At 66.5% G+C, this 13,062-nt stretch carries 13 protein-coding genes; 6 read left to right on the top strand and 7 right to left on the bottom strand.

Features of this window, described 5'->3' with window-relative positions; translation table 11 throughout:
• Positions 1 to 99: 99 nt before the first annotated feature.
• Entirely contained in the window at positions 100 to 921 is an 822-nt protein-coding gene (gene pheA / locus MSB02_RS07185; RefSeq protein WP_267194551.1) for a prephenate dehydratase, read from the bottom strand.
• 13 nt (positions 922 to 934) lie between these two features.
• The gene (locus MSB02_RS07180; RefSeq protein WP_267194550.1) at positions 935 to 2,476 is read right to left on the bottom strand and encodes a GGDEF domain-containing protein; all 1,542 of its coding nucleotides are present in this window, start codon (positions 2,474 to 2,476) and stop codon (positions 935 to 937) included.
• 106 nt (positions 2,477 to 2,582) lie between these two features.
• On the opposite strand from MSB02_RS07180, the gene larB reads away from it, so the two are divergent.
• Together larB and larC are read left to right on the top strand one after the other, a co-directional pair.
• On the top strand, positions 2,583 to 3,380 hold the full coding sequence (larB, locus tag MSB02_RS07175) for a nickel pincer cofactor biosynthesis protein LarB (protein ID WP_267194549.1): 798 nt from the start codon (positions 2,583 to 2,585) through the stop codon (positions 3,378 to 3,380).
• Complete coding sequence (gene larC / locus MSB02_RS07170; RefSeq protein ID WP_267194548.1) at positions 3,377 to 4,594, top strand: nickel pincer cofactor biosynthesis protein LarC; 1,218 nt, start codon at positions 3,377 to 3,379, stop codon at positions 4,592 to 4,594. The genes larB and larC overlap by 4 nt, the downstream gene beginning before the upstream one ends.
• On the opposite strand, the gene MSB02_RS07165 is transcribed toward larC, so the two are convergent.
• Complete coding sequence (locus tag MSB02_RS07165) at positions 4,543 to 5,367, bottom strand: HhH-GPD family protein (RefSeq protein WP_267194547.1); 825 nt, start codon at positions 5,365 to 5,367, stop codon at positions 4,543 to 4,545. The two genes, larC and MSB02_RS07165, sit on opposite strands and share 52 nt — an antisense overlap.
• Before the next feature lie 63 nt (positions 5,368 to 5,430).
• Between MSB02_RS07165 and MSB02_RS07160 the strand changes: the two genes are divergently transcribed.
• The 3 genes from MSB02_RS07160 to MSB02_RS07150 all read left to right on the top strand — a co-directional run bounded on the left by MSB02_RS07160 (position 5,431) and on the right by MSB02_RS07150 (position 9,845).
• Positions 5,431 to 7,704 carry a cell wall-binding repeat-containing protein gene (locus tag MSB02_RS07160; RefSeq protein WP_267194546.1) on the top strand — a complete coding sequence of 758 codons (2,274 nt, stop codon included), beginning with the start codon at positions 5,431 to 5,433 and terminating at the stop codon, positions 7,702 to 7,704.
• Between the two features lie 114 nt (positions 7,705 to 7,818).
• Positions 7,819 to 8,592: an ABC transporter ATP-binding protein gene (locus MSB02_RS07155; protein WP_267194545.1), complete on the top strand. Its 774-nt coding sequence runs from the start codon at positions 7,819 to 7,821 to the stop codon at positions 8,590 to 8,592.
• A complete protein-coding gene (locus tag MSB02_RS07150; protein ID WP_267194544.1) occupies positions 8,574 to 9,845 on the top strand; it encodes a SufB/SufD family protein in 1,272 nt (423 codons plus the stop codon). The genes MSB02_RS07155 and MSB02_RS07150 overlap by 19 nt, the downstream gene beginning before the upstream one ends.
• A gap of 146 nt (positions 9,846 to 9,991) precedes the next feature.
• On the opposite strand, the gene MSB02_RS07145 is transcribed toward MSB02_RS07150, so the two are convergent.
• Positions 9,992 to 10,411 (bottom strand): SemiSWEET family transporter, encoded by a 420-nt coding sequence (locus MSB02_RS07145; protein WP_267194543.1) that lies wholly within the window; start codon positions 10,409 to 10,411, stop codon positions 9,992 to 9,994.
• 280 nt (positions 10,412 to 10,691) lie between these two features.
• Between MSB02_RS07145 and MSB02_RS07140 the strand changes: the two genes are divergently transcribed.
• A complete protein-coding gene (locus MSB02_RS07140; protein ID WP_267194542.1) occupies positions 10,692 to 10,850 on the top strand; it encodes a hypothetical protein in 159 nt (52 codons plus the stop codon).
• A gap of 92 nt (positions 10,851 to 10,942) precedes the next feature.
• On the opposite strand, the gene MSB02_RS07135 is transcribed toward MSB02_RS07140, so the two are convergent.
• The 3 genes from MSB02_RS07135 to MSB02_RS07125 form a co-directional block, all read right to left on the bottom strand.
• Positions 10,943 to 11,155: a hypothetical protein gene (locus MSB02_RS07135; RefSeq protein ID WP_267194541.1), complete on the bottom strand. Its 213-nt coding sequence runs from the start codon at positions 11,153 to 11,155 to the stop codon at positions 10,943 to 10,945.
• Between the two features lie 19 nt (positions 11,156 to 11,174).
• Complete coding sequence (locus MSB02_RS07130; protein ID WP_267194540.1) at positions 11,175 to 11,537, bottom strand: hypothetical protein; 363 nt, start codon at positions 11,535 to 11,537, stop codon at positions 11,175 to 11,177.
• 113 nt (positions 11,538 to 11,650) lie between these two features.
• A complete protein-coding gene (locus tag MSB02_RS07125) occupies positions 11,651 to 12,985 on the bottom strand; it encodes a coproporphyrinogen III oxidase family protein (protein ID WP_267194539.1) in 1,335 nt (444 codons plus the stop codon).
• Between the last annotated feature and the right edge of the window lie 77 nt (positions 12,986 to 13,062).

Below are 13,062 nucleotides of genomic sequence, written 5' to 3'. Positions count from 1 at the left end.
ATGCGCGTGCTCTGGTGAGTTGCCGGCGGTTGGTATGCGGCGACGGGCGGTACGCCCTAGCGGCCCGCGTGCAGCGCCCGTGCGTGACTTGCAGTGCGCCTACCCGGCCACAGGATAGCTGCCGAGGACCTTCACCTCGCGCAGTTTCAACCGGAGACAGTCGAGCGCGAGCCGTACGTGCTCGTCATCCACATGCCCCTCGAGGTCCACGAAGAACATGTAGTCGCCAAGCTGACGCTTCGTGGGGCGGCTCTGGATCTTGGTGAGGTTGATGTCGCCGTACGCGAACTCGGAGAGGATCATCAGGAGCGCCCCGGGCTTGTCGCGCTTCATGAAGAGCGCCAGCGACGTCTTGTCATGACCGGTGCGTGAACGCAGCCCCCTGCCGATCACCACGAACCTCGTCTGGTTGCCGGCATAGTCCTGCACGTCGTCCTCGAGCACCTCGGCGTCGTAGATCTCAGCGGCCAGAGCCGGTCCGAGCGCAGCCGTCCCCGGGGTGGAGGCGGCCGTGGCCACGGCCTCGGCGTTGCTGTTCGCCGCCGAGACGGGCCGCCCCGGCAAGTGCCGCTCGAGCCACCGCCTGCACTGCCCCGACGCCTGCGGATGCGCCACCACCGAGGTGACATCGGCCAGAGCGGTGCCGGGCGACGCGACCAGGGCGAACCTGATGTCGAGCACGAGCTCCTGCTGGATCTCGAGGGACGAGTCGAAGACGAGTGCATCGAGCGTGGCCACGACGGAGCCCTCGATCGAGTTCTCGATCGGCACCACGCCGATGTCGGCCTTCCCACGCTCCACCGCCTCGAACACCTCGGCGATGCTCACGCATGAGTGCGACTTAATCTCCGGCATGCCGAGTGAGAGCGCCGCGACCTCGCTGAACGTACCTTCCGGTCCCAGATAGGCGATAGTGGTCACTCGGCGATCCTCTCTAGATCGGGGACTCCACGCCACCGCGCCTGGTACGCAGCCGCGGAGCGCGGACCCGGTCCTTCCCCGTGGCCTTGGCGTGGTAAACGGCGTCGTCGGCCGCGCGGAGCAGCGACTCTTTGTCGTTGGCGTGCGACGGGTAGCTGGCGAGTCCGATGCTCACCGTGGCATGCACCACCGGCTGGCCGTCGGCGTCTTCGAACCGGTGCAGGCTCACCGTCTCGCGGATCTTCTCGGCAACGATGAACGCGCCCGGCGCGTCTGTCTCGGGGAGTATGACGGAGAACTCCTCGCCGCCGTATCGCGCGACGATATCCACCTCACGCACGGTGCTCTTGAGAAGCCGGCCCACCTCGGCCAGCACCTGGTCGCCCACGCGGTGGCCATGGACGTCGTTCACGCGCTTGAAGTCGTCGATATCGAGCATCAGGAACGACAGCCGCTTGCCGTACCGCTCGGCACGGCTGAGCTCCTCGTCGAGGCGCTGCTGCAGGAATCGGTAGTTGTGCAGGCCGGTGAGCTCGTCGGTGATCGAGAGCCGCTTCGTGAGGCGGTACAGCCTCGAGTTCTCAACCGCCACCACCAGCTCCGAAGCCACCGCCTGCAGCACCACGCGATCGTCCCGGGTGAGCCTCTCGATGGCGCCCTCATCCGCGCAGAAGATCACCGCCGTGCTTTCGTGGTCCACCAGCTCGATGCACGAGAACGCGCCTGTCACCTCCGACGTGGTGGACGGCCCGGATATCTCGTAGCCCGAGTAGCCGCGGAACCCCATCGGGCGCGCGCTGCTGGTGGTGAACAGCGTCTCCTGCTTGGCCTTGTCGATCACGTAGAGCGATGCCGAGGGGATGTCGATGACCTTCTCGAGTATGTCGAGCAGCACGGGGCCGACCGCCTCGACCTCCAGCGTGGAGTGGATGAGCTCGGTGATCTCCGTGACCGCCCTGAGCTCGCCGACGCTCCGCTCCAGGCGGTCGTTGAGCTTCACCATCTCAACGCGCTGCTCCTCCATCTGCCGCTGCCGCTCCTCCTGTCCGCCGAGCACGATCGCCACGACGATGCCTATCGCCAGAAGGCTACCGGCGCCCACGAGCAGGAACACGTAGCTCACTGGGTCGGTGACAGCGCCGCGCAACGCCGTACCCAGGGCGTAAGAGACAGCAAGGACACCGGCCAGGGTCCACGCCCTGCGACGCTTCAGCAGAAGCGCGAAGAGCACTCCCTCGGCCACGTACCATGCGTAGTACGGATCACCCGCGGCGCACGTCGCTGCAGTGAGCATGCAGAGCGCCACCGCGTCCACAAGCGCCGTAGCCGTGAGAATCCGGGTCAGGTCGCGCGTCTTGGGGTGGTACGCCCACACCACCCACACGATCGTCCACCCCGCGTACATCGTGACGCCCACGATCGTGGATGCCCCATACGTAGCACTCCCGGCGTTCAGCAGGTGGACCACCAGAAGGGACATGCCCGCGAGGAGACGGCCTGCGATGATGAGCCGCAGCGGCCAGTCGATGCGACGTATGACGTCCGGGATACGCACGCAACCATGTCCTCTGTCTCGAGACGATGTCTCAACAGTGTATAACCTTCGGAGAACGATTGTGCTAACGGCACCCGTTGCCACCGGAGACGCAGGAGGCGCTTGCATGGACCCACAGAGACTACGAGAACTCCTTGATGCGGTCGCTTCAGGAGCGCTCTCGGCGGATGACGCCGCAGAATCGCTCGCCCGGCTGCCGTTCGGGGAGATCGAGGACGCCAAGGTCGATCACCACCGCGCGCTCAGGTGCGGGTTCGCCGAGGTCGTGTTCTGCGAAGGGAAGACCCCGTCGCAGGTGCGGTCGATCGCGCGCGAGATGCTGGAGCACGGTGACGTGTTCCTCGGCACGCGCGCCACGCCCTCGCACTTCCAGAAAGTGGCGCAGGTGGCGCCTGACGCCCGCTACTTCGAGGCGCCCCGGCTGCTCCTTGTGGACCGTCGCGAGCAGCGCCCCTCCGTGGGGCACATCGTGGTCGCCACCGGGGGAACGGCCGACCACGTGGCCGCCGAGGAGGCCGCCATCTCCGCCGAGGTGATGGGCAACCGCGTCACCCGCCTGTACGACGTGGGCGTGGCCGGAGTGCACCGCCTCCTTGCGTACACCGACGTCCTGCGTGACGCCAACGCGGTGATCGCGGTGGCAGGCATGGAGGGCGCCCTGCCCTCGCTCGTGACCGGCCTCGTGTCATGCCCGGTGGTGGCGGTTCCCACATCCGTGGGTTACGGCGCGAGCCTCGGCGGCATCGCCGCGCTTCTCGGCATGCTGAACTCGTGTGCGTCGGGCATGGCGGTCGTGAACATCGACAACGGTTTCGGCGCCGCGGCGCTCGCAAGCCGCATCAACCATATGGTCGCCGAGGCGGCAAGCGCCACCGGATCGCCTGTGGATGCGGAGACGTCGTGATCGGCTACCTCGACTGCTCCACAGGCGTGTCCGGCGACAAGTTCCTCGGCGCGCTCATCGACGCGGGCTTCGATCCCGGACTGCTCCGTGACGCGCTCACGGGTATGGGGCTCGACGCCGTGGTGGTCGAGACGCCCACGACGCGCTCCTCAGGCGTCACCGGCGCCGGCGTGCGGGCCTCGGAGACCGGTGCGCCGCGACGCGACTACCGTGCGCTCCGCAGCCTTCTCGAGGGTGCGCCCGTGACGGCGCGCGCCCGGACGGGAGCGCTGGCCGCACTGACCGCGCTGGCCGAAGCCGAAGCGCACGTGCATGGCGTGGACGTGGACGACGTGCACTTCCACGAGATAGGCGCCGCGGACACGATCGTCGACCTGCTGGGGATAGCGATGGGTCTCGACTCTCTCGGCATCGAACACCTCGCGGCCTCGCCGGTGGCGGTAGGGACCGGCACTGTGACGACCGAGCACGGAGAGCTCCCGGTCCCAGCACCGGCGGCTGCGGCGCTCCTGCAGGGAATGCCGATCGTGCCGGGCCCTGTGGGCGGAGAGCTCACCACGCCCACGGGCGCGGCGGCGCTCCGCGCGTTCGCCTCGGAATTCGGCGCCGTGCCCCCGATGGTGCTCCGCCGTGTGGGCACAGGATGCGGTACGCGCGACCTCGGGCTGCCGAACGTCTGCCGGCTGCTCCTGGGCGACCCCATCGTGAGCACGCCCGGGGTCGACGAGGTCGTGCTCCTCGAGTCCAACATCGACCACCTCACCCCCGAGGAGCTGGCATCGGCTGCGGAGCGACTCCGTGAAGCCGGTGCGCTCGATGTCTGGCAGACGCCGATCGTGATGAAGAAGGGCCGCTCGGCCACCCTGCTCAGCGCCCTCGCACGACCCGATGACGCGTCGCGCATCGCGGACCGGATGATCGCCGAGACACGGACGCTGGGAGTCCGGGTGGTCCCGCTCGAACGCAGGCTCGCCGAGCGGGACGTCACCGAGATCGACACCGCGTTCGGCCGAGCGCGCTTCAAGGTTGCCACGATGCCAGACGGCTATCGCGTGCTGGCGGTGGAGAACGACGACGCATCGCGGATCGCCGCCGAGCGCGGGATCGCCATCGACGAAGCGTCGCGGCTGCTTGAGAGCGAGGCGGCGCGAGAGCTCGGCGTTCAGCCCAGACGCCACCGCTCGCCTTCGGACACCACGAAGCCTTCCGACTGAAGAGCCTCGAGGACGGCCTCGACCCGCTCGCGCTCGAACCCCACGACCACCGCGATCGCATCGATGCCGTGCGGCGCACCCGAGGAACCCTGCCCTGCGAGCGCTGCGAGGATCCTGCCCCGCAGCTGCCGGTTGGACCCCTCGAACCTGCCCTGCCTCGTGTGGTGGCGGCTCCGGCGCGACGGGTTGCCGCCCGTCGCCTTGAGATGCGCACCGTAGTCGAGCAGCGCCCAGAACCACTCGCGAGGCCGATCCGCATCAAGCGTCGCTTCCACGAGCGGGAGGATGGCCGCATCGGGGACATCCTCGGCGTCCGGGAAGAACTCGTGCAGGTAGACGCTACGGATGTTCGTCTCGATGAACGGCACTCCCACATCGAACGCGAAGGCGAGCACCTGCGCCGCGGTGGCGTGGCCCACCCCGGGCAGCGCCATGAGGCCGTCCAGCGTGGCCGGCACCTCCCCTCCGTGCTCGGTCACGATGATCTCGGCGGCCCGCTTGAGGGCGAGCGCCCGACGGTTGTAGCCGAGTCCCTGCCATGCGCCCAACAGCCTGCCGAGCGACGCTGAAGCCAGCGACTCGACCGTGGGGAACTCGCGCATGAACACCTCGTACTTGGGCACCACGCGCGTCACCTGCGTCTGTTGAAGCATCACCTCCGAGACGAGCACGTTGTACGGGGCGGTGGTGTGCCTCCAGGGCAGATCGTCGCGACCGTGCTCCTCATAGTGGCGCCAGACGCGGGCGATGAAGTCGGACAGGTCTTGACGCATGTCATCCTCCCAGCCGGTGCGACTCGTCAGCCATCATGCGTTCCGAGGCGATAGTATGGTGGTATGAAGCGCTTCCGCCATAGCGCACGGATCGTGGAGCGGAAGGTCCGGATCGCCACCGCCGTCTGTACCTGCGCCGCCGTGCTCGCTGTCGTGCAAGCAAGTGCGACGACTCCTGCATCTGCGAAGAGCGTGCCGTACTTCGCCCGTGATGCCGCGCAGGAAGCGGTGCTATCGGAGATGGCGCTGGGTCCTGCGGCGATCGAGGCGGAGGGCGTCACGTATCTCGCATACCAGGGCCCCGGGTTCGACCCCTACATCGCCTCATACGAGGCGAGTTCCCAGAGCTGGACCGCTCCTATCCGCATCGGCAGGAATCCGTTGCGTTTGGACGCACACGGGGCTCCGGCGCTCTACCGGGATTCGGCAGGGCGGGTCCACGCGTTCTACGGTGCCCACGGTGGCTCCATATTGCATGCCCGGCAATCGTCGCCGGACCGCTCTTCAGCCTGGAGCACGCAGCCGGCGCTCTGGGGCGGGACGTACCCGCAGGCCGTCTCCTTGGCCGACACGGACCTCATGCTGTTCTACCGCACCTCCGACGGGCACTGGTCATATCGGGTGAGCACAGACGGTGCCGTGACGTTCGGTGGCGAGCAGCGCGTCCTTGCTGCCGACTACCACGCCTACTGGTATGCGAACTACAACGCCGCACCTGATGGGACCGTCCATACCGTGTTCACCTGGCTCGATCGCGACCTCATGCGTGATGGGCGGCTGTTCGTGCGGCGCAACCTCTACTACGCGGTGCGCGACCCCGGCGGCTCGTGGCGCGGCGTAGACGGGACCCGGCTTGCGCTTCCGCTCACGCTCACCGAAGCGGACGCGCACTGCCGGCTCGTCGACTCGGGCGACCGGTTCGTGAACGAGGTCTCGGTACGGACCGATGATGAGGGCGTCCCGTGCGTTCTCTACCTGATCGGCAACGGCAGCGGGCCCGGCGCGTACGAATGGCGTTTCGCCCGGCGTGATGCAAGCGGCTGGCGCGGCACCCGTATCGTCACCACCGACCACTACTTCGACGCGGCAGCGCTCGATCCCCGGGCCGATGGATCGCTCGAGGCGTTCGTGGTCACCGGCGACAGCGACGCTCGCGGCAGTCTGGACTGGGACTACCGCGGTCGCGGAGGACGCATCGAGCGGTGGGTGTCGGACGACCGGGGGCTCACGTGGCAATTCGCCGAGCGGGTGTCGCCCAGCGAACCGCGCATCATCTACTCGGATCCCGTGATCGTCCGCGGAGGAGCCGACACTGCACGGGTGCTCTTCACCGACTGGACCGACGACGAAAGCGACTTCTTCCACCGCATGTTCCTCTGGGGCGAAAGCGGGCTCATCCCTCGCGACACGGCGCTTTCCACCGCGCGCATCGCCGGACGGAACCGTAGCTCGACGGCGATCCAGGTCTCGAGGAGCTCGTTCCCCGAGGGTGCGCGCTCCGTGGTGATAGCCACCGAGGGCGACTTCCCCGACGCGCTCGCGGGAGCGCCGCTGGCCTCCAGCGTGAACGGTCCGATACTGCTTACGCCCGCGAGGTACCTGCCAGATGAGGTTGCCGCCGAGATCGGGCGCCTCGGTGCGAAGAACGCCATAGTCCTCGGAGGAACCGCTGCGGTCTCGGACACCGTCGCTTCGCAGTTGCGCAGCAAGGCGGGGATCACATCGATCGAGCGGGTGGGCGGACACGACCGGTACGAGACGTCGCTTCTCATATCACGCAGAATGCGGGATCGCACCCGGACCATCGCCACCGCCGTGGTGGTGAGCGGCCGCAACTGGCCTGACGCGGTGGCGGCAGCGCCTCTCGCATCGGCGAACGACTGGCCAATCGTACTGGCAGACGGCAACTGGCTGCCCGACGACTCCCGGCGCATACTCTCCGAGTACAGCATCACCTCCACAGTCATCGTTGGACAGCGCGACGTGGTCGGGGGTGTTGTGGAAGCGCGGCTGCCCTCGCCCGTCCGGGTGGGCGGCAACGACCGGTTCGAGACCGCGGCGATGATGGCCGAGTACTCGCTCCGCCACGGGCTCCTCCCCGGGCGCGTGATACTGGCCACAGGCTTCGACTTCCCCGATGCCCTCGCCGCCGGGCCACTCGGCGGACGGGCCCGGGCGCCCGTCCTGCTCGTGCGGCCTACGGGCGCAACACCACCCGCCGAGGCGTATGCCTCGGCGCATCGGGAGGCGCTCGTGGACATCTGGGCAATCGGCGAGACCGACGTGGTGTCGGACAGCGTGCTCGGCTCGATCGGCCGGATCGCCGGGTCGCCCTGACCGCCGTCGTCATCCCTGGTACAGTAATGCGGCATCCTCTGAGCCGAACCAGCGAACGGCACGGCTCGTGCTACTACCCCTGATCGATCCTGACTTCGAGGAACGAGGTGACCAATGACCTCCGAACAGCCAGACGCCCTGCTGCAGATCGAGGATCTGCACGTCTCCGTGGGAGACCGTGAGATCCTGCGAGGCGTCGACCTCACCATACTCGAGGGCGAGACGCATGTGCTTCTCGGCCCCAACGGCGGAGGCAAGTCGACCCTGCTCAACACCATCGTCGGCATGCCCGGCTACCGCATCACCCAGGGGCGCATCCTGTTCAAGGGCGTCGATCTCGACGACATGGAGATCGACGAGCGGGCCCGCATGGGCATCGGCATCGCGTTCCAGCGCCCTCCCGCCGTCCGCGGCGTCAAGCTGCGCCAGGTGATCGGCGTAGCGGCGCAGGGGCAGCTCGACGACGCTGCCATCGGACAGCTCGACGAGGAGCTCAGCCTCGGCCACATGCTCGAGCGTGACGTGAACATGGGCTTCTCCGGCGGCGAGGCGAAGCGGTCGGAGATGGCCCAGCTTCTCGCCCAGATGCCGGATCTCGCGTTGTTCGATGAGCCGGAGAGCGGCGTGGATCTTGACAACATCGCCGTCGTGGGCGCTGCCATGAACGCCCTTCTCAAGGGCGAGGGCCGCATCTCCGAGCGTACGCGCGCCGGCCTGATCATCACGCACACCGGTCATATCCTGGAGTTCGTCAACGCCGACGTGGCGCACGTGCTCTACAACGGCCGGCTCGCCTGTAAGGGCAACCCGCTCGACCTGATCGAAGAGATATCCAGCCACGGTTACGACGCATGTGTGGAGTGCAAACTATGCCAGACATTCAGCTGAGCCCAGCGGCGCTCGAGCGCCTCGAAGAGATCCGTCTGGCGGCAGAGGCCGCCAAGGACAAGCCGGCCGCCCTCGGTCCGGACATCGACATCACACGGTTCACCACGGTCTCCGAGCATGACAGGATCGCCTCGCTCGATTCGCTTCAACGCCAGATCAAGGAAACGGCGTTGATGTCGGGCTTCGACACCGACGAGTCGAACCGCTCGGCGAGCTACTTCCAGCTCGACCGCTCTCCCATCTACGAGCGCGTGGAGAAGGCGTTCGACAACGCCATCGAGATCATGAGCACTCAGGAGGCGCTCGCCCTCTACGGCGACGAGCTGATCGAGAAGTACTGGTGGCGCGCGGTCGACCCTGGCAAGGACAAGTACACGGCGCTCGCGGCGCTCCATCAGACGGAAGGCTACTTCATCCGCGTGAAGGCCGGCCGGAAGGTCGAGAAGCCCATCCAGGCCTGCCTCTTCGTGAGCGAAAGCAATGTGAGCCAGAACGTCCACAACGTCATCGTGGTGGAGGACGGCGCCGAGGCCAACGTGATCACCGGCTGCAACGTCCACACCGACGTGGAGGAAGGCCTCCACGCGGGCATCTCCGAGTTCTACGTAGGCAAGAACGCACACCTCACCTTCACGATGATCCACAACTGGGCCGAGGACTTCAGCGTCCGACCGCGCACGGGGATCGTCGTGGACGAAGACGGCGTCTACGTGAACAACTACGTGCTGCTGAAACCGGTGAAGTCGATCCAGTCGTTCCCGGTGGCCAAGTTGGTGGGCGACCGCTCCAAGGCCGTCTTCAACTCCATCGTCTACGGCATGAAGGACAGCTACATCGACCTCGGGAGCGAGACGCAGCTCATCGGCGAGGACACCCGTTCCGAGGCCGTGGCGCGGACGGTCTCCCTGGATGAGTCCACCGTGTACTCCCGCGGTCGTCTCGTCGGCCGGACGAACTCGTGCAAGGCGCACCTCGACTGTCGTGGCATCGTCCAGTCGGAGCAGTCCACGCAGTGGGCGATCCCGGACCTTGCAAGCGAGGGCGCGCCGGGCGCCGAGCTGAGCCACGAGGCTGCGATCTCTCCCATCGCTGCCGAGGAGATCTACTACCTGATGACGCGCGGCTTGCCCAAGGACGAGGCGGTATCGATGATCACCCGGGGCTTCGTGAACATCGACATCCCCGGTCTGCCGGATGTGCTGCGCAAGCAGATCGACAAGGCGATCGAGGAGACGAGCAAAGAGGCGATGTGACGAGGCGCCTAAGGGCCGTCCCTTGAGACGGCTCGACTTCATCGGTACGTGGCGAAGGCCGTCCCGGCAAGACCGGGACGGCCTTCATCGTGAAGCATCAGCGCCGCCACCCGGGGCCCCCGCCCCCGTGACGTCGCCTGGAGGGTCTACCTGAGCAGACCGGCGATCATCGCAGCATGCACGGCGATCCACACGCCGTTGGCCAGCCATATGGACTTCTGGCGGTGGATCAACCCGTAGAGCGTCCACGCCACCGACATCACGAGACCCATCACCGAAGTGAAGCTCGAGATCCCGGCGGTCTGGTCGAGCGCCCACACGTTGTACAGCTGCGGCGCCATCGCCAGCGGATAGGTCAGTCCAAGCGTGAGCACCATCCGGTCCACATGCGGCTCGATCCTGCCGCTCACATGCTGCGTGGCCCGAGCGGCCCGGGGGCCGATAGCGGCTGCCGCAACCTGTACGGAGCGTGGGTTCAGCACGTTCACAACGGCCTGCGCTGCCCGCAAACCGATCTCGTCCCACCTGATGACTTGCGCACGACGCGCAACCCTTGCCTCCAGCATCTCGCTCGTCCCTGCCTATCTCTCTCGTAGTGGTGGCCCCGCGTGGGCCCACACCCCTTATCGCCCTTCGCGCGACCCGCAACAAGCGCACGAAATCGCCCCGTCTTTGAGCCGTTACCGTTGCGTCATTCACGGGCCGGTGCGCACCGTCGGAGACGGCATGTGGATGAAGCCCCGCGCGGCCGGACAACCCCCGCTGTTCGACCGCTTGCACACGAACTCTGGACATTTCCTGAAGGTTGCTTAATAATCGGTGAGTCACATCAAGGGGGTGTGAAGCGTGGTCCGCAAGGAGACCTGTCCCGTGTGCCGGGGCAACAAGGTCATCACCGTGGAGTCGAGAGCGGGAGCAGGTAACTGGCGCCCGTGTCACGGCTGCAACGGAGCCGGATACCGCGTGCGCGTGACCCCGGGCGGCGGACTACCCGCGCGGCACTGATCGTGGGAGCGTCGGCTGACAAGGATTACTGACGACGGACTGCCCGAGCCGGCTTCCGGAACGGCCTCCCAACAGGGGGGCCGTTCTCTTCATCAGCCGAAGTAGATGTAGTAGCGGCAATGCCGCTTGTTGGGGCAGTCGTCAGGGACGGTGCTGGCCGTGTACAGCCAGCGCGTTCCCTCCACGAAGCACGTGCACTCCACCCGCCAGTCTTCCTTCTTCACGCGAGTGTTGTACCGGTCCTCGTCGTCGAGTTGCTCGCGCCAGTAGAAGCACTTGCCCCGTATGGGTGAGAACGCGTCCACATCTGCCCCTTGGCCCCACCTACTGCCGTCGCGGCGTCACCGGTGGTAGGTCGATCCGATTATGCCCCTTGAGTTCCGTGATGCTGAAGACGCCGTTCATCAGAAGGATTCCCTGGATGGTGCCGATCCATCGGTAGGCCTTGGCGAAGCGTCCGGCTCGTAGGAACAGCCGGGTCTGCTTGCACATCCACAGCGCGTGGTTCAGGGTGTCGAACTTGGGAGTCTCCAGCCGGCAAGCGCCGATGTGTGAGTCCACGTCCTTGTACGGTACGGAACGATATCCCAGCTCGGTGAGCGTCTTGCAGTAGAAGTCGATCATCCTGTGCGCGTGCTCGGTCGTGAAGTCGTCATCGAACCCACGGGGTTCTTCTTTGGCAGGCACCGGGACCACCCTCTTCCATAAGCCATGATGACTCACGGAGTGGGGCGGCGCAATCGCGATGAGGACACTCGCCTGATACCATGCGGCGGTGACGCCAAGGCCCCCGGGCGCCCTCAGCTCGCGGCGCAGAACCGCTCGGGCGGGGGGCCGCACGGTACGACACCGGTGTCGTTCAGGAGCACCTTCTCGTGCGCGGGCAGCATCTCCCGCTCGTGATCACGGAGATCGTTGGAGGTGGCGAGCGTCTCCCGCATCATCACGAGCAGCAGGTACCGTCCCCGTGGGGTCAGAGTGACCCAGCGCTCGTCATTGACGTCGATGCCTCCGGACAGTCTCATGAAGGTCATCTCCAGCGGCAACGCACGTTCGATCGGCACCCCGAAGTCGGCCTTGAAGCGCTGCTTGTCCAGACGGAGACCGAAGAGCTCGGTCACGAACCTGTACCGCATGCGACCGAGGGTGTCGTACGGCTTGCCGGCCTTGGCGATGGCGCTCCGGCCTTCCTGGATCCGGGAACGATATCCGTCGAGCGAGAAGGTGTTGTTGTAGAGACGCCCGCCGACGTACGACATGGCGCCCGAGCCGAGGCCCACGTACTCCTCGTAGTCGACGATGTACTCGTCGATCATGCCGCCCTTGTCGCGCGAGAACGTCCACGCCGAGGCCGGCTCGAACTCCGGGGCGAGCCCGTCGCACACGACCCGGTAGTACTCGGCCTCGCGGGCATAATCCATGGCGCCGATCGTCCTCGCGAGTTCCTTGCGGTTCTTCGGCGAGGCCATCAGCGGGTAGAAGGTGGTCTGGTTGGCGCCGGTGAGCTTCACCCTCGCGACATCCTTCTCCAGCATCGCGAGCGTCTGGCTCGGGAAGTTGAACATCATGTCCACGTTCAGCGAGTGGAACTTGCCCGCGGCATACGCCACGCGCTCGAACACCGCATCGCCGCAGCCGTACTTGTCATAGCGCGCCATCTGGTTGAGCAGGCTGTCGTCGAAGCTCTGTACCCCCACGCTGAACCGCTGCACGCGGTCTTTGAGCGCCGAGATGGTCTCGTCGGTGATGTGGTTGGGGCTCGACTCGGCAGAGACCTCCCCGATCTGCGGGTAGAGCGACCGCGCAAGATCGATCGTCGTGCAGAGCTCGTCCACCAGGATCGTGGGGGTGCCGCCGCCGATGTAGAGCGCCCGGAAGTCGAACCCGCGCTCTGCTGAGCGCTCGAGCTCCGTCCTCAGCGTTGTGAAGTAGGAGCGGGCACGGTCCTCGCCGTAAAGGAACCTGTTGAACGAGCAGTACGGGCACAGCCGCTCGCAGAACGGGATGTGGATGTACAGCGAGTACTGCCGGCCAGGCTCCGGATCCGGGAGCTGGGCGATATCCACCGGCTCCTGGCTCATGTAGCCGCGGTTGAGCACGCGCAGGGCGCCGGTGAGCAGGCGTTCAGACAGCATGTATGACACGTCCTAACGAGCGAACGGCAGCGTAGACGCCGATTGGATACTACCTATCCTGTATACGACGCGGAACG

The sequence above is a fragment of the Anaerosoma tenue genome, assembly GCF_023161965.1.
GTDB lineage: Bacteria > Actinomycetota > Coriobacteriia > Anaerosomatales > Anaerosomataceae > Anaerosoma > Anaerosoma tenue.
The sequence above is the reverse complement of the archived record's forward strand: the minus strand, read 5'-3'. Positions and strand labels throughout refer to the sequence as shown.

Excerpts from the sequence above, each read along its gene's own strand:
- larB (WP_267194549.1), top strand. The coding sequence starts at position 2,583 with ATGGACCCACAGAGACTACGAGAACTCCTTGATGCGGTCGCTTCAGGA.
- MSB02_RS07165 (WP_267194547.1), bottom strand. The coding sequence starts at position 5,367 with ATGCGTCAAGACCTGTCCGACTTCATCGCCCGCGTCTGGCGCCACTAT.
- MSB02_RS07160 (WP_267194546.1), top strand. The coding sequence starts at position 5,431 with ATGAAGCGCTTCCGCCATAGCGCACGGATCGTGGAGCGGAAGGTCCGG.
- MSB02_RS07155 (WP_267194545.1), top strand. The coding sequence starts at position 7,819 with ATGACCTCCGAACAGCCAGACGCCCTGCTGCAGATCGAGGATCTGCAC.
- MSB02_RS07150 (WP_267194544.1), top strand. The coding sequence starts at position 8,574 with ATGCCAGACATTCAGCTGAGCCCAGCGGCGCTCGAGCGCCTCGAAGAG.
- MSB02_RS07145 (WP_267194543.1), bottom strand. The coding sequence starts at position 10,411 with ATGCTGGAGGCAAGGGTTGCGCGTCGTGCGCAAGTCATCAGGTGGGAC.
- MSB02_RS07125 (WP_267194539.1), bottom strand. The coding sequence starts at position 12,985 with ATGCTGTCTGAACGCCTGCTCACCGGCGCCCTGCGCGTGCTCAACCGC.